The sequence below is a fragment of the Rhabdothermincola salaria genome, assembly GCF_021246445.1.
GTDB lineage: Bacteria > Actinomycetota > Acidimicrobiia > Acidimicrobiales > Acidimicrobilacustridaceae > Rhabdothermincola_A > Rhabdothermincola_A salaria.
The window spans coordinates 780,345-795,446 of record NZ_JAJQXW010000001.1 but is presented as its reverse complement, the minus strand read 5'-3'; the positions used below and the strand labels follow the sequence as shown (position 1 = coordinate 795,446).

The 15,102-nt window shown below is 73.2% G+C and carries 13 protein-coding genes; 6 read left to right on the top strand and 7 right to left on the bottom strand.

The window, feature by feature from the left end:
- Together hrpA and LUW87_RS03635 are read right to left on the bottom strand one after the other, a co-directional pair.
- Positions 1-3,951 carry an ATP-dependent RNA helicase HrpA gene (gene hrpA / locus LUW87_RS03640; protein WP_232669712.1) on the bottom strand — a complete coding sequence of 1,317 codons (3,951 nt, stop codon included), beginning with the start codon at positions 3,949-3,951 and terminating at the stop codon, positions 1-3.
- Positions 3,952-4,036: 85 nt separating this feature from the next.
- Positions 4,037-4,513, bottom strand: coding sequence for a carboxymuconolactone decarboxylase family protein (locus tag LUW87_RS03635; RefSeq protein WP_232669711.1), 477 nt, complete (start codon positions 4,511-4,513; stop codon positions 4,037-4,039).
- 100 nt (positions 4,514-4,613) lie between these two features.
- Between LUW87_RS03635 and LUW87_RS03630 the strand changes: the two genes are divergently transcribed.
- The gene (locus LUW87_RS03630; RefSeq protein ID WP_232669710.1) at positions 4,614-5,003 is read left to right on the top strand and encodes a DUF1622 domain-containing protein; all 390 of its coding nucleotides are present in this window, start codon (positions 4,614-4,616) and stop codon (positions 5,001-5,003) included.
- Positions 5,004-5,006: 3 nt separating this feature from the next.
- On the opposite strand, the gene LUW87_RS03625 is transcribed toward LUW87_RS03630, so the two are convergent.
- Positions 5,007-5,963: an NAD(P)H-dependent flavin oxidoreductase gene (locus tag LUW87_RS03625; RefSeq protein ID WP_232669709.1), complete on the bottom strand. Its 957-nt coding sequence runs from the start codon at positions 5,961-5,963 to the stop codon at positions 5,007-5,009.
- A gap of 133 nt (positions 5,964-6,096) precedes the next feature.
- Positions 6,097-6,483: a PilZ domain-containing protein gene (locus LUW87_RS03620; RefSeq protein WP_232669708.1), complete on the bottom strand. Its 387-nt coding sequence runs from the start codon at positions 6,481-6,483 to the stop codon at positions 6,097-6,099.
- Between the two features lie 161 nt (positions 6,484-6,644).
- Here LUW87_RS03620 and LUW87_RS03615 point away from each other — a divergent pair, with 161 nt between their 5' ends.
- Genes LUW87_RS03615 through LUW87_RS03600 form a run of 4 tightly spaced genes read left to right on the top strand, consistent with a single transcriptional unit; the run spans position 6,645 to position 12,192 of the window.
- Entirely contained in the window at positions 6,645-7,664 is a 1,020-nt protein-coding gene (locus LUW87_RS03615) for a glutathione S-transferase family protein (protein WP_232669707.1), read from the top strand.
- Between the two features lie 51 nt (positions 7,665-7,715).
- Positions 7,716-8,729: a 3-oxoacyl-ACP synthase III gene (locus tag LUW87_RS03610; protein WP_232669706.1), complete on the top strand. Its 1,014-nt coding sequence runs from the start codon at positions 7,716-7,718 to the stop codon at positions 8,727-8,729.
- Between the two features lie 8 nt (positions 8,730-8,737).
- Positions 8,738-11,236, top strand: a complete 2,499-nt coding sequence (locus tag LUW87_RS03605; protein WP_232669705.1) for an alpha/beta fold hydrolase — start codon at positions 8,738-8,740, stop codon at positions 11,234-11,236.
- Complete coding sequence (locus LUW87_RS03600; RefSeq protein ID WP_232669704.1) at positions 11,233-12,192, top strand: NAD-dependent epimerase/dehydratase family protein; 960 nt, start codon at positions 11,233-11,235, stop codon at positions 12,190-12,192. Before LUW87_RS03605 ends, LUW87_RS03600 begins: the two co-directional genes overlap by 4 nt.
- A 57-nt stretch (positions 12,193-12,249) precedes the next feature.
- Here LUW87_RS03600 and galE read toward each other — a convergent pair whose 3' ends face one another.
- Entirely contained in the window at positions 12,250-13,272 is a 1,023-nt protein-coding gene (gene galE / locus LUW87_RS03595; protein WP_232669703.1) for a UDP-glucose 4-epimerase GalE, read from the bottom strand.
- Between the two features lie 199 nt (positions 13,273-13,471).
- Here galE and LUW87_RS03590 point away from each other — a divergent pair, with 199 nt between their 5' ends.
- A complete protein-coding gene (locus LUW87_RS03590) occupies positions 13,472-14,218 on the top strand; it encodes a hypothetical protein (RefSeq protein ID WP_232669702.1) in 747 nt (248 codons plus the stop codon).
- A 13-nt stretch (positions 14,219-14,231) separates the two neighbouring features.
- Here the strand turns inward: LUW87_RS03590 and LUW87_RS03585 are convergent, their stop codons facing one another.
- Together LUW87_RS03585 and LUW87_RS03580 are read right to left on the bottom strand one after the other, a co-directional pair.
- Positions 14,232-14,621 carry a PaaI family thioesterase gene (locus tag LUW87_RS03585; protein ID WP_232669701.1) on the bottom strand — a complete coding sequence of 130 codons (390 nt, stop codon included), beginning with the start codon at positions 14,619-14,621 and terminating at the stop codon, positions 14,232-14,234.
- A gap of 50 nt (positions 14,622-14,671) precedes the next feature.
- Positions 14,672-15,097 (bottom strand): DUF3237 family protein, encoded by a 426-nt coding sequence (locus LUW87_RS03580; protein ID WP_232669700.1) that lies wholly within the window; start codon positions 15,095-15,097, stop codon positions 14,672-14,674.
- Positions 15,098-15,102: the final 5 nt, after the last annotated feature.

Sequence of the window (15,102 nt, the reverse complement as noted above, 5' to 3'; positions counted from 1 at the left end):
CTATCCCTGTCCACCCTCGTCGCGGCGCTCCACGTCGGCGAGGGCCCGCAGCACCCGCTTCTCCGATATCGGCCCGGCCGTGCCGAGGGACTGGGCGAAGAGACTCACGCGCAGCTCCTCGATCGCCCAGCCGAGCTCCTCGAGCTCCGCATCGAGGGGTCCACCGGGGGGCACCCGATCGAGCACGGCCGCGTAGCGCTGCACCACCCGGTGCACCGACGCCATGTGGGTCCCGTCCCTGGTCACGCCATCGGCCAGCTTGTCGAGACGGACCACCATGGCCCGCAGGTAGCGCTCGACGTCCGCCATGCGATCGGGCCCGGTGGCGGCCATGAAGCCCTCGTACACGAGCCCCTCGAGCTGGCCTTCCATGTCGCCCACGGCCGCGGCCACGCCGGGCACCCCGGCCAGGGCCTCCAGACGACGGCCGACCACCCGGCCGAGGGCCAGGACCCGGGCGGTGGTGGCCAGCAGCTGCCGCAGTCGGCCGGGGACCTCGTCGACGGCTCGGAGCCGGAGGGACTCGTACTCGTGCGCCGTCCACCCCGGCCCACCCCGCTCTCGGAGCAGGGCATCGAGGACGGTGGTGTGGGCATCGGCGACGAGCGCATCGAACCCACGGGGGTAGGGGTTGCTCGCCAGCGCGAGACGCTGCTGGTTGCCGAGCCCGGACTCCACCCGCCGACGGGCGACGACGGTGGCCAGGGCGAGCAGGCGGCGGGTACCGGCCCACATGGCCCGACCCTGGGCCACCGGGTCGTCGAACAACGCCACCCCGACGGTGTCGCCCTCGTCCACCAGCGCCGGGAAGGCCTGTACTCGGTGGGCACCCACCTCCCTGTCGATCCGTCGGGGGAGGTCCCCCACCTCCCAGGTGGTGAGCCCGTGGCGTTCCAGGTCACCCGCCGCGTCCCCGAGCGCGCGGCGCACGGGCTCGGCCAGCGCGGCCTGCAGCGCGGCCAGGTCACGGCCCTGCCCGAGGACCGTGCCGTCGTCGTCCTCGACCAGGAAGATCATGCGCAGGTGCGGGGGCAGCGCCCCGGGATCGAGGTCCGCCGGACGCACCGCCGCCCCCACCTCGTGGCGCAGGTGCTCGGCGATCACCGTGGTCAGCGGCGCACACCCCGACAAGGGTCCGTCCGGCTCGGCGGCGGCCAGCGTGGCGACGACGGCCCGGGCCCGCTCCGGGAGCGGCGCCACCTCCTTGCGCAGGTGCTTGGGCAGCGTGCGCAGCAGCGACGTCACCAGCTCCTCGCGCAGGCCCGGCACCAGGCGATCGAACCCCTCGGCGCGCACCTGGTTGAGCACCACCAGCGGGATGTGCACGGCGGCACCGTCGTCGGCGGTGCCCGGTTCGAACCGGTAGGACATGGCCAGCTCGAGGTCGCGCTGGCGCCACCGGGCCGGGAAGGCCTCCTCGTCGAGCGTGTCGGTGGCGTCGCCGACGAGGTCCTCGAGCGTGAAGGCGAAGAGGTCGGGGTCGGTGCGACGGGTGGTCTTCCACCACTTGTCGAAGTGACGGGCCGACACGACCGACGGCGGGACCCGAGCCCGGTAGGCGTCGTCGAGGTCGTCCTCGTCGGCGACCAGGTCGGTGCGGCGGAAGCGGTGCTCGAGCTCCTCCACCTCGGCGAGGAGAGCCCGGTTCTCGTCGACGAACCCCGGTCGGCCGGGCCAGTCGCCTCCGACGAGGGCGTGGCGGACGAACAGCTCGTGGGCCTGCTCGGCATCGATGCGAGCGAGGGGCACGACCCGGTCCTCGACGATCGGGAGACCGTAGAGGGTGACCCGCTCGTGGACCATGGCGGCCGCTCGCTTTCGCGACCAGTGCGGCTCGTGGTGGTGCCGCTTGACCAGGTCCCCGGCGAGCTCCTCGATCCAGTCCGGGTCGATGCGGGCCACGGTGCGAGCGAACAGCCGCGACGTCTCGACGAGCTCGGCCGCCATCACCCACGCCGGTGGCTTGCGGGCCAGGGCCGAGCCGGGGAACACGGCGAAGCGGGTGTGGCGGGCCCCCACGTACTCGCGGGACTCGCCGTCGCGCTGGCCGACGTGGCTCAACAGCCCCGAGAGGATGGACCGGTGGACCTGCTCGGTGTCGGCGGGTGAGGCGTTCTGGGCCATGTCGAGCGAGGCCACCACCTGACGGAGCTGGCTGTGCACGTCCTCCCACTCGCGCACCCGCAGGAAGTTGAGGTGCTCCTGACGGCACCGGCGGCGAAAGGCGCTGGAAGAGAGCGAGCGCTGCTGGTCACGCAGGTAGCGCCACAGGTCGACCAGGGCGAGGAAGTCCGACGTGGGATCGGCGAAGCGGGCGTGGAGCGCATCGGCCTCGGCGGCGTCGTCGCTGGGCCGCTCGCGCACGTCGGGGATGGACAGCCCGGCGGTGATGACCAGCAGCTCGCGGAGGCAGCCCCGGCGGTCGGCTTCCACGATCATGCGGGCGAAACGGGGGTCGACCGGGAGTCGGGCCATCGCCCGGCCCACGTCGGTCAGGCGCCGGTTCGGCCCGTCGGTGTCGGGGGCCAGGGCGCCCAGCTCCTCCAGGAGGCGCACGCCGTCGGCGACCGCTCGCCGGTCCGGGGGATCGACGAACGGGAAGGCCTCGATGTCGCCCAGTCCGATCGCGGTCATCTGCAAGATGACCGACGCCAGGTTCGTGCGCAGCATCTCCGGCTCGGTGAACGCCGGACGGTCCTCGAAGTCCTCCTCGGCGTAGAGGCGGATGCAGATGCCGTCGGCCACTCGCCCGCACCGGCCGGCGCGCTGGGCGGCCGAGGCCTGCGAGACGGGCTCGATGGGCAGGCGCTGCACCTTCTGGCGCGTGCTGAACCGGGAGATGCGGGCCAGGCCGGTGTCGATGACGTAACGGATGCCGGGCACGGTGATCGAGGTCTCGGCCACGTTGGTGGCCAGCACGATGCGGCGTCCGCGATGCGCCTCGAACACCCGGTGCTGCTCGGCGCTGGACAAGCGGCCGTAGAGGGCGAGGACGTCAGTGCCGGGCAGGTCCAACGCCCGTAGGGCCTCGGCCGCGTCGCGGATCTCGCGCTCGCCCGAGAGGAAGACCAAGATGTCGCCTTCGGGTTCGCGTCGCAGTTCATGGACGGCGTCGATGATGGCGTCGATCTGGTCGACGTCGGCACCGCCCCGTCGGGGAGCTCGACGGCCCTGGCCCCCACCGCCGGGCCCCCGGCTGCGGCGCCCCGCCGGCCGAGACGAAGGAGGCGCCGGCGCCTCCTTCGGGGGTGGGACCTGGTAGGGCCGGTAGCGGACCTCGACGGGATAGGTGCGGCCGGAGACCTCGATGATGGGGGCGCCGCCGAAGTGCTCCGAGAAGCGCTCCGGATCGATGGTGGCCGAGGTGATGATGACCTTGAGATCCGGGCGGCGGGGCAGCAGCTGGGCCAGGTAGCCGAGGATGAAGTCGATGTTCAGGCTGCGCTCGTGGGCCTCGTCGACGATGATCGTGTCGTAGGCCAGCAGCTCGCGGTCGCGCTGGAGCTCGTTGAGCAGGATGCCGTCGGTCATCAGCTTCACCAGCGTCGAGTCCGACACCTGGTCGGTGAAGCGCACGGCGTAGCCGACGGCGCCGCCGAGCTCGACGCCGAGCTCCTCGGCGATGCGGGCGGCCACGCTGCGCGCCGCCAGGCGGCGGGGCTGGGTGTGCCCGATCATGCCCGTCACTCCCCGCCCGAGCTCGAGGCAGATCTTGGGTAGCTGGGTGGTCTTGCCGGAGCCGGTCTCCCCGGCCACGATCACCACCTGGTGGTCGCGGATGGCATCGGCGAGGTCCTGGCGCCGTTGCGAGACCGGCAGGTCCTCGGGGTAGCGGACCTCGGGCACCGCCGCCCGACGCCGCTCGATCGCGGCCGGGGTAAGGGGGGCGCCGGAACCACGTCCCCGCCGGGCCGGGCGACGTCGGCGGGGACGGGGGGCAGGGTCGGGCATGGCGTCGCCCAGGATACGGAGCCCGTCGGGTGTGCCGAGCGGGACGGCTCGGGCCCGGGCGGCGGCCGGCGCGGCTCGGCGGGGCTCAGATGGTGCAGGCCACGTCGATGCCGAGGACCTGGTTGAGGCGACCCAGGCCGAGCCACTGGGCCATGCAGAGGCTCAGCTCGACGATCTCGTCGTCGGAGTAGGCCGACCGCATGCGGGTCCAGAACTCGGCGTCGAGGTTGCGGTGGTCGAGGGCGTAGCGCTCGGCGTACTCGGCGGCCAGGCGCTCGCGGTCGGAGAGGTCCGGCGCCGAGCGCCACTGCTCGACCGAGGCGTAGAGGTCCTCGCCGACCGGGCCCTGGTCGTCGCGCTGGCTGCGCCAGCTGAGGCAGATCTGGCAGTCGTTGATCTGGGCGATGCGGTACCGGGCGGCCTCGAACTCGCGCAGCGGCAGGCGGCTGGCGGCGTAGGTCGCGCCGGAGAACCCGCCGGCTGCGGCACCGATCTCCGGTGAGGCCTGTCCGAAGACGTAGGCCATCGGGTCGACGCCTTCAGGAATGTCGATGGTCGGCATGGTCCCCCCTGGATGGTTGCCGTCGCGACGATGCTATCCGGGTGGTGGTGGGCGCCACCGCGGCGCCACCCCGGCGACCGAGCCCAGGAGGACCGCACCCATGGAGTTCAAGGAGGTCATCGAGTGGATCGGCCTGGCCATCGAGGCGGTGGGCGTCGCCATCATCTGCGTCGGCGTGGTGGGCGCGCTCCTCGTCGGCGGCCGGCGGGTGCTGGCCGGGACGCACGGCGGCCTCTACGTGCAGGTCCGACGCCAGGTCGGACGGGCCATCCTTCTGGGACTCGAGGTCCTCGTCGCCGGCGACATCATCCGCACGGTGGCCACCGATCCGACCTTCACGTCGGTGGGCGTGCTGGCCATCATCGTCGCCATCCGCACCTTCTTGTCGTTCACCCTCGAGATGGAGGTCACGGGCCGCTGGCCGTGGCAGAGCGCCGGGAGCGACGATGCCGGACCGTCCCGCGAGACCTCCCCGTCGACCGCGTCGTGACGCTCAGCCCACCGGGTGGGCGTCGAGGGGGTAGCGGTGGCCCAGCTCGTGGATGACCTCCAGGCAGTCGTGGGCGCACTCGGCGATGACGTCGGCCACGGGGCGCACCGCGTCGATGCGACCCGCCACCTGCCCGCTGAAGGCCAGACCGGCACCGAGGTCGCCGCCGAAGTAGAGGTCCATGTGGCGGGCCATGGCCTCCATGGCGTTGCGGTCGGTGTCGAACTCGTAGCGCTCGGAGACCTCCGTGCGCAGCACCCGCACGGCCGGCGCCTGGTGGCGGTTGAGCAGCACCGTGTCGGTCTCGGCGGCCCCGACGATGGCCTGCTTCCAGTTGTCGTGGATGGGCGACTCCGCCGAGGCCACCATGCGGGTGCCCATCTGCACGCCCTCGGCCCCGAGCGCGAACGCAGCCGCCATGGTGGCCCCGTCGATGATCCCCCCGGCGGCGATGATCGGCACCTCCACGCGTGAGGCCACCAGGGGCAGCAGGACCATGGTGGAGACGTCGCGCGGGTTCTTGAAGCCGCCGCCTTCGGCACCCTCGACGACGAGGCCGTCGACACCTGCGTCGACGGCCTTCAGCGCCGCTCGCAGGGTGGGCACCACGTGGAACACGGTGAGGCCGGCGGCCTTGAGCTGGGCGGTGTAGCGGTTGGGGTCGCCGGCGGAGGTGGTGACGAACCGGACGCCCTGCTCGACGACGAAGTCGACGATGGAGGGGTCCCGGACGAAGGCCTGGGCGATGTTCACGGCGAAGGGCCGGTCCGGCGCCAGGGTTGGCATCTTGCGGATCTCCTCGCGAACGGCATCGAGGTCGCCCGACGAGGTCTCGATCATGCCGATGGCGCCGGCGTTGGCCACCGCCGAGGCGAGCTGGGCGCGCGAGATGTAGCCCATGGGGGCCTGCAGGATCGGGACCTCGGCCCCGGTGAGCTCGGTGATGCGGTTCCGGAACATCCGACGAGCATCCCAGATGCTCCGCTCCCCCGCCCACGAGCTGGCCGGTGGCGCGGGTTCGACACCTGGCTCGTGGCCGATCGCGTGGCGCACCGCGAGGGAGGGCCGACGCTGTCGGCGGGGACCGCCCCCCTCAGATGGCGTTGTACCAGGCGTTCTCGCCGGGTCGGCCCTCGCCCACGAGGTCGTTGACCAGCTCGCGCACGTCGGGATGGAGGGTGGTGAACTCGACCCCGTAGTGGATCACGCCCGGCTGATCCGTGGCGGTGGCCCGCGCCACCCGCACGGCCGACACACGGCCCTCGATGTCGAGGCGAGCCGCGGTGCCGGGGCTCATGGACAACGACTCGGGGCCCTCGAGGCCGGCGCCGGTGACCGAGACGTCGACCATGGTCGCCCGCTCCGGTGGCGACGCGCCATCAGGCCCGCCCACGGCAACCGGGATCTCGGGGCGGACGTCGATGCGCCGCCCGATCCGTCGCTCGAAGGACCCGACATCCGCTTCGAAGGCAACCGTCATCACGCACCCCGACATCTCGTCGATCTCTGCTCACAGTCTCCCCCCAAACGCGCAGAGTGTCCATCACCCTCGCCCTCGACCTCCCGACGACGGCCCGCCCTCGTCTCCGGGCGCGCCGCCCGATCCCCCGTCGCGGGCGCGACGGGGCGAGACTCCGTTCCATGACCAGCAACGACCAGGGCGCCTACGTCGAGGACGAGTTCAACCGGGACATGCACTACATCCCGACCCGCATCACCGCCGACGGACGCGACGGCTACCCGGTGGAGCCCGATCGCTACCGCCTGGTCGTCGCCCGGGCCTGCCCCTGGGCCAACCGGGCGATCATCGTGCGCCGCCTGCTCGGCCTCGAACCGGTGCTCTCCATGGGCATCTGCGGACCCACCCACGACGCCCGCAGCTGGACCTTCGACCTCGACCCCGACGGCGTCGACCCGGTGCTCGGGATCCCTCGGCTCCAGGACGCCTACTTCGCCCGCTACGCCGACTACCCGCGTGGCATCACGGTGCCGGCGATCGTCGAGGTCGACTCCGGGCAGGTGGTCACCAACGACTACCCCCAGCTCACCCTCGACCTCTCCACCGAGTGGAGCGAACACCACCGCGACGGAGCCCCGGACCTCTACCCCGAAGCCCTCCGCGACGAGATGGACGAGGTCATGGAGCTGGTGTTCCACGACGTCAACAACGGCGTCTACAAGTGCGGCTTCAGCGGGTCGCAGCGGGCCTACGAGCGCAACTACGAGAAGCTCTTCGACCGCCTCGACTGGCTGTCGGAACGCCTCGAGGTCCAGCGCTACCTGATGGGCGACACCATCACCGAGGCCGACGTCCGCCTCTTCACCACCCTCGCCCGCTTCGACGCCGTGTACCACGGGCACTTCAAGTGCAACCGTTCCAAGCTGAGCGAGATGCCGGTGCTGTGGGCCTACACCCGCGACCTGTTCCAGACCCCCGGCTTCGGCGACACCATCGACTTCGACCACATCAAGCGCCACTACTACGAGGTCCATCGCGACATCAACCCGACCGGGGTGGTGCCGGCGGGCCCGGACCTGGCCAACTGGCTCGAGCCCCACGGACGGGATGACCTGGGCGGTCGACCCTTCGGCGACGGCACCCCACCCGGCCCGGTGGCGCCCGGCGAAGAGGTGCCCGACGACCACACGCCGAGGGGCTGATCGGGGGCCGCCCCCGTCGGTGTCAGCGCCCTCACGCCGTAACCTGCCCTGGTGGCTCCCCCCTCCGCCTTCACGCGCGCCCACATCTGGTCGGTCGCCCATGCCGAAGCTCCCGAGGTCGTGACCTCGGACTGGATCGACGAGCAGCTTGCCGAGACCTACGAACGGGTGGGGGTCCGCCCGGGACTGCTGACCTCGGTGGCCGGCATCGAGGCCCGGAGGTGGTGGCCCGAGGACGTCACCTTCGACCAGGCTGCGGCCATCGCCGGCCAGAAGGCCATCGACGCCGCCGGCGTCGACCCCCACGAGATCGACATGTTGATCTCCACGTCGGTCTGCAAGCACCACCTCGAGCCCTCCGTAGCCTGTGCCGTGCACCACCAGCTCGACCTGCCGGCCACCTGCGCCAACTTCGACCTCGGCAACGCCTGCCTCGGGTTCGTGAACGCCATGACCCTGGCCGCCACCGCGATCGAGGGGGGCCGGGCCCGCACCGTGCTCATCGTCGACGGCGAGGGCAGCCGCCACACCCAGCGCACCACCATCGAACGGCTTCAGGCCGACTCCACGACCCTCACCGACGTGTTCGACCAGTTCGCCTCGCTCACCCTCGGCTCGGGAGCGGCCGCCATGGTCATGGGCCCGCCTCGCGAGGGCAGCCACGCCTTCCTGGGCGGGGTGACCCGGGCCGCCACCGAGCACCACGACCTGTGCGTCGGCGACCTCGACCAGATGCGCACCGACACCGCGGCGCTCCTGGTGGGTGGGCTCGACCTGGCCAGAGAGACCCTCGACGCCGCCCTCGCCGAGGGCTGGGCGTGGCTCGACTGCGACCGCTACGTGATGCACCAGGTCTCCTCCGTGCACACCTCCAAGCTCTGCGAGCTGCTCGGCATCGACCCCGACAAGGTGCCCCTCACCTATCCGGAGTTCGGCAACATCGGCCCGGCGGCGGTCCCCTACACGCTCTCCACCGTCGCCGACGACCTCTCACCCGGCGATCGGGTGCTGCTGATGGGCATCGGATCCGGCCTCAACTGCTCGGTCGTCGAGCTGGTCTGGTAGGGCGACCCGTGACCCCACCGGACGCGCCCGGAGCCATCTCGCCCGCGGCCGATGACCTGCGCCGCTGGGGCCTCGACCCCGCCTGGTCCCGCCGGATCACCATCACCGGTGCCGATGGTCGGACGGTCGACTGGCACGTCCTGGACACCGGCCCGGGCCCGAAGGGCACCATCGTCTGCGTCCACGGCAACCCGACCTGGGGCTACCTCTGGCGCGACGTCCTGCGCCGGCTCTCACCCGACTGGCGGGTGGTGGCCGTGGACCAGACGAACATGGGCTGGTCCGAGCGCACCGGACCCCGCAGCATGGCCGAGCGGGTCGACGAGCTCGTGGCCTTCTGCCGCCAGGAGGTGTCCGGACCGCTGGTGCTCATGGCCCACGACTGGGGCGGTCCGATCGCGGTGGGGGCCTCCGCCGAGCTGACGGTGCAGGCCGTCGTGCTGGCCAACACCGCCGTGGCCAAGCCGGAGGGGGTTGCCGTCCCCCCTCTGATCGCCACCGCCCGCCGGATGGTCGACCTGGCCTGTCGGCGCACACCGCTGTTCGTGGCCGGTACCGCGGCGATGACCGCCGCCGAGCACCGGGCGGCGCTGCGGGCTCCGTACGGGGCTGCAGATCGCCGGGAGGCGGTGGCCCGCTTCGTCGCCGACATCCCTCTCGATCCGTCGGACCCGTCATGGGCGGCCCTGGGCCGCAGCGCGGACGCCCTCGCCGCGCTCGACGTCCCGTTGCTGTTGGTGTGGGGCGGACGCGACCCGGTGTTCCACGACCGCTTCCTGGCCGACCTGCTCGAGCGGGCGCCCCATGCCGACGTCCACCGCTTCCCCCGGGCCGGGCACCTCGTCCCCCTCGACGAGCCCATCGGCGAGGTGGCCGCGGCCTGGCTCGACGGGGTCCTCGCCGAACCCCCCGACCTCGACAGCGCCGAGACCGATGCCGTCGCAACCGACGCGCCGAGCGCCGGCCCGACCGCCGCCCCCGACGAGGCCCGATTCCGAGCGGTCACCGCCGCCCTCGGCGAACGCGCCGACCACACCAGTGCGGCCTACACCGGTCCCGACGGGTCGGTCACGTGGGCCGAGCTCGCCGCCCGCAGTGACATGGTGGCCCGTCGCCTGCTCGGTGCCGGCCTGGCCCAGGGCGACCGCGTCGCCCTGCTGGTGCCACCGTCCGGCGACATGTTGGTGGTGGCCTACGGCATCTGGAAGGCCGGCGGCGTCCTCGTCGTGGCCGATGCCGGCCTCGGACCCAAGGGCCTGCGCCACGCCCTGCGCGGGGCCACGCCCTCCTGGGTCGTCGGCACCCGCCGCACGCTCGTCGCCGCCCGCCTGCTCGGTCTCACCCCCGGGGCCCGGCGGGCCTCGCTCGACCGCGTCCCCGGCGCGTTGGCGCTCGCCGCCCCCCTGCTCGGCGCCCCTGCTCCCCTTCCCGCCCTCGGCCCCGACGACGTCGCCGCCGTGGTCCACACCTCGGGCGCCACCGGCCCGGCCAAGCCGGTGCGATACCGCCACGGGGCCCTGGCCCACCAGCGAGACGTGGTGGCGTCGTCGTTCGCCATGACCGGCGACGAGGCCTTCACCACGTCCTTCGCCCCGTTCGTCCTGCTCGGCCCGGCTCTGGGGGTGCCCTGTGTGCTCCCCGACATCGACGTGACCCGCCCGGGCGACCTCGACCTCGACCGGCTGGTCGCCGCCTGCGAGGGCCACGACGTCGGGGTGGCCTGGCTCTCCCCCGCCTCGGCGCGTCGCATCGTGGCGACCGCCGAGGGTCGCCGGGCGCCGTTGCGCCTGGTGATGCTGGCCGGCGCGCCCATCGATGCCGACCTGGCCCGGGGCATCACCGCCGTCACCGGCGCCGACGTGCGAGCCCCGTACGGGATGACCGAGGCCATGCCCGTCACCGACGGCACCGACGCCACCCGACCCGGACCGCTCGGGGGCACCGCCACGGGCTGGCCGCTCGTGGGGGCCGAGGTGCTGGTCGTACCGCTCGACGACCCCGACGGCGAGGCCCTTCCCGCGGGGCAGTGGGGTGAGCTCCTCGTCTCCGCGCCGTGGATGCGCGACGGCTACGACCGACGTTGGCGCACCGACACCGACGCCACGGTGCACCGCCAGGGCCGGCGGTTCCATCGCACCGGCGACGTCGGCTACGCCGACGACGAGGGTCGCCTGTTCCAGCTGGGGCGGTTGGCCCACGTCGTGTGGTCGGACCCCGAGCCTCTCGCCAGCGTCGCCGTCGAACAGCCCATCGCCGAGGCGCTCGGTCGCCCGGTGGCCGCGGTCGGCGTCGGGCCGGTCGGCAACCAGGTGCTGGTCGTCGTCGTCGACCAACCCGGCCGCCTGGGGCTGGCCGACGCCACGACCACCGACGCGGTGCGCGCCGCCGCCGCCCATCCCGTCGCGGCCGTGCTCGCCGGGCCCCTGCCGGTCGACGTCCGCCACCGCTCCAAGGTCGATCGGGCTGCCCTCGCCGCCGCCGCCGACGCCCTCCTGGCCGGCCGATGAGGGTCCTCGTCACCGGCGCCTCCAGCCTGCTCGGCGGACGGGTGGCCACCGCCCTGGCCGAACGGGGCGACGACGTCACCTGCTTCCAGCGTCGCCCCTCGGGCACCGGCCTGCGCGACGTGGCGGGAGACGTGCGCGACCGTGACGCCCTGCTGGGGGCGGCCGCCGGCCACGACGCCGTCGTCCATCTGGCCGCCCTGGTCGTGCCCCGGGCTCCGTGGGCGGACTTCCTGGCCGTCAACCTGCACGGCACGATCCACGCCCGCGAAGCGGCCCGGCGCAGCGGGCGGTTCGTGCACGTGTCCACGCCGTCGGTGGCCTTCCACGATGCCCCGGCCGTCGGCGTGGGCGCCGAACCCGCCGACTACGTCGGCCGCGACGGATACGCCCGCTCCAAGGCGGTCGCCGAGAGGCTGGTGCTCGCCGACCCACCGGTGCCCACGGTGGTCGTACGGCCCCACCTCGTCTGGGGCCCGGGCGACACCCAGCTCGTCGGCCGGATCGTCGAGCGGGCCCGAGCCGGGCGCCTGGCGCTGCCCGACGGGGGGCGCGCCCTCATCGACTCCACCTACGTCGACGACGCCGCCGACGCCCTCGTGGCCGCCCTCGACCACACGACCGCCGGCGACGAGGCCACCGGCCGGGCCTGGCTGGTCACCGGTGGCGAACCACGTCCGGTGCGGGACCTGGTCGCCGCCATCCTCGCCGCGGCCGGCGTCGACGCCGCCCCGCGCCGCGTTCCAGCACCGGTGGCGGCGTGGGTGGGGCGCACCGTCGAACGGGTCTGGCGAGGCGACGAGCCACCCCTCACGCACTTCGCCGCCCGCCAGCTCTCGGTGGCCCACTGGTTCGACCAGCGTGAGACCCACCGGGTGCTCGGCTGGCGGCCGCGGGTGGGCCTCGACGAGGGCTTCACCCGGCTGCGCGCCTGGTACGCCGACCATCCCGCCGCCTGAGCCCGGGTTCCCGGGCGTCGCCCGCCAGCGGCGGCCCGGAGCCGGGTCGACGGGCGATCAGGGCGTGGCGTAGCCCTGCGGGTTGTTCGACTGCCAACGCCAGGCGTCGGCGCACATCTCGTCGAGGCCACGACCGGCCTGCCAACCGAGCACCTGCTGGGCCCGGGAGGGGTCGGCGAAGCTGGCGACCACGTCCCCGGCCCGCCGGTCACCCACCCGGCGGGGCAATCGGCGCCCCACGGCGCGCGACGCGGCCGCCACCACCTCGAGCACCGTCGATCCCGAGCCCGTCCCCAGGTTGACGGGTCGGTAGCCGGGGAGGTCGTCGAGGCGGTCGAGGGCGGCGCGGTGGCCCTCGGCGAGGTCCATCACGTGGATGTAGTCGCGCACGCAGGTGCCGTCGGGGGTCGGGTAGTCGTCGCCGAAGACCACGAGCTCGTCGCGGCGCCCGACGGCCACCTGCATCACGAACGGCATGAGGTTGTTGGGGATGCCGCGGGGGTCCTCGCCGATGCGCCCGCTGGGGTGGGCGCCCACCGGGTTGAAGTAGCGAAGGGCCACCATGTGCCACGCCGGGTCGGCGACGGCGACGTCGGCGAGGATCTGCTCGATCACGAGCTTGGTGCGGCCGTAGGGGTTGGTGGCGCCGACGGGCGCGGCCTCGTCGATGGGGACGGTCTCGGGTTCGCCGTAGACGGTGGCCGACGAGGAGAACACCAGGCGGCGGATGCCACGGCGCTGCAGCACGTCCAGAAGGCTCACGGTGCCGCCGACGTTGACGTCGTAGTAGCGCAGGGGTTGTTCCACCGACTCCCCGACCGCTTTCAGCCCGGCGAAGTGCACGACCGACTCGATCGGGTGCTCGGCCACCACCGCGTCGAGGGCCTCGGTGTCGCGCAGGTCGACCTGGTGGAAGGCCACGGGACGGCCGGTGAGCTCGGCCACCCGCCGCAGCGACTCCTCGCTGGCGTTGGACAGGTCGTCGACCACCACGACGTCGTGGCCCGCTTCGAGCAGGACCAGGCAGGTGTGGCTGCCGATGTAGCCGGCACCACCGGTGAGCAGGACGGCGCCGCTCATCGTGGCGCCCGCCTCCGTCTGCCTGGCTGGTCCCCGTGCATCCCTGCAGGATGCCACCGCCGGAGGCCTCCACGCGACCGGTGGCCGCCGCGCCCGGACCGTTGCCCGGCCCCTGAGGTCAGATGGCCGACAGCAGGCCTTCATCGAGGTGTCGCGGATGCCGCCTCAAGCACCGATCCCGCCACGACGATCCGGTGGGGTGCCCTCTTCGACGTTCACCCTCACCTCTCTCGGCGCAGCGCTCACGCTCCACGTCGAGGGGACCGCACCCCCGGAGGTCGAGATCAGCTACGACGGCTGCGCGCCCCCGCTCGAGCTGCTCGGACACCTGCGAGCGCTCGGATTCGTGGGCCTGGTCCCCCAGCCCCCGCCGTCGACCGCGATCGACTGGACCCGTCCCGACCACGACGGGGCGGTCACCGGGTTCACGCTGCGCCCGTATGCGGCGATGTCGCGCGGACGGCTGGACGTGGCCCGAGACCTGCGCACCCGCGCGCTCGACGCCACGCGGTACCTCCTCGAGCGCATGGCGGCGGCCTCGGCGCCTGCCCCCGCCGGGCCACCGTCGTCGACTCCTGACGACGACACCTCCCACCCGGCCCCGGGCGACATCGCGGCCATGTCACAGCCGGGCCCGTCCTCGCCCGCCCCGCTGTCGCCACCCGGGACGCTCGGGGACGCCGGTCGCCAGCTGATCGAGGTGACGGTGGCGGCGGAGCACGCCGCCGCGGCGCGACCGGTCCTCGCCGCCATCGGGGAGCTGGTGGGTGAGGCCCCGACGTCGTGGACGACCACCGCGGTCTACCGAGGACAGCGGATGGAGACCCGCCACCTCGGCACCGGCCTCGTGGTGGAGATCGCCGCCGCCGACCGCGCCGACCTGCTGTCCGCCTTGGGCGCGGTGCCCGTGCACTCCGTGCGGGAGCTGTCGGCTGCTGCGGAGTGACCTGGGCGGGGCTTCAGCGGCGCGGCTCCACGTTCTGCACCCGCAGCTGGCCGGTGGCGACCAGACGATCGTCGGAGGCCCGTCGGATGTCGACGCTCCAGAGCTGTTGGGTGCGGCCCTGGACGATGGGCTCGGCCACGACGGTGACACGACCTTCGCTGATGCCGGCGACGAAGTGCGTGTTGTTGTTCACACCCACGACGCTCAGGCCCCGCTCCTGGGCCGAGATGCTGGCCCCGATGCTGGCCGCCGCCTCGATCGCCGCGCAGTAGACACCGCCATGCACGAGGCCCATGGGCTGGTGGTGCTCGGCGCCGAGGTCGATGTGGCCCACCACGCGGGTGGGCCCGACCTCGTCGAGCTCGAGGCCCACGGCCTGCGCGAACGCGCTGTCGCCCGACATCGTGGTGGGCGATCCTGTTGCGGGCTCCTCCGCCATGCGTCGATCCGTCCTCAGTGGGGCTGGTAGATCTCGTAGGTGAGAGCCCCGCCGCCGCCGACCTCGCCGCGACCGAAGAGCTGCAGGCCGTTGAGCCAGCGGTAGCGCTCGTCGCCCGCCTCGAACTGCATGCCCACGTACACGGGCGCCTGCCCCATGCCGCCGCTCCAGTCGGCCCGACCTTCGTAGGCCAGGTAGAGCACGGCCCCGTCATCGGTCTCGAGGGTCATGCGGATGTCGAAGGTGGCGACGCCGGAGGCGTCGACCGCCAACCAGTCGGCACCGGCCTGGCCCACCATGGAGGCCTTGACCTTCTCGCCCTCGAGGCGGGCCGAGGCGATCTCCTGGATGATCCGGGTGCCGGCGGGGGTGGCGCCGAGCATGTAGAGCCGGTCGGAGGCGAGGCCGAGGGTCAGCGAGGCGAAGTGGGTCAGTTCCATGGCGT

Coding starts and splice junctions, on each gene's coding strand:
- hrpA (WP_232669712.1), bottom strand. CDS start 3,951: ATGCCCGACCCTGCCCCCCGTCCCCGCCGACGTCGCCCGGCCCGGCGG.
- LUW87_RS03635 (WP_232669711.1), bottom strand. CDS start 4,513: ATGCCGACCATCGACATTCCTGAAGGCGTCGACCCGATGGCCTACGTC.
- LUW87_RS03630 (WP_232669710.1), top strand. CDS start 4,614: ATGGAGTTCAAGGAGGTCATCGAGTGGATCGGCCTGGCCATCGAGGCG.
- LUW87_RS03625 (WP_232669709.1), bottom strand. CDS start 5,963: ATGTTCCGGAACCGCATCACCGAGCTCACCGGGGCCGAGGTCCCGATC.
- LUW87_RS03620 (WP_232669708.1), bottom strand. CDS start 6,483: ATGACGGTTGCCTTCGAAGCGGATGTCGGGTCCTTCGAGCGACGGATC.
- LUW87_RS03615 (WP_232669707.1), top strand. CDS start 6,645: ATGACCAGCAACGACCAGGGCGCCTACGTCGAGGACGAGTTCAACCGG.
- LUW87_RS03600 (WP_232669704.1), top strand. CDS start 11,233: ATGAGGGTCCTCGTCACCGGCGCCTCCAGCCTGCTCGGCGGACGGGTG.
- galE (WP_232669703.1), bottom strand. CDS start 13,272: ATGAGCGGCGCCGTCCTGCTCACCGGTGGTGCCGGCTACATCGGCAGC.
- LUW87_RS03585 (WP_232669701.1), bottom strand. CDS start 14,621: ATGTCGGGCGACAGCGCGTTCGCGCAGGCCGTGGGCCTCGAGCTCGAC.
- LUW87_RS03580 (WP_232669700.1), bottom strand. CDS start 15,097: ATGGAACTGACCCACTTCGCCTCGCTGACCCTCGGCCTCGCCTCCGAC.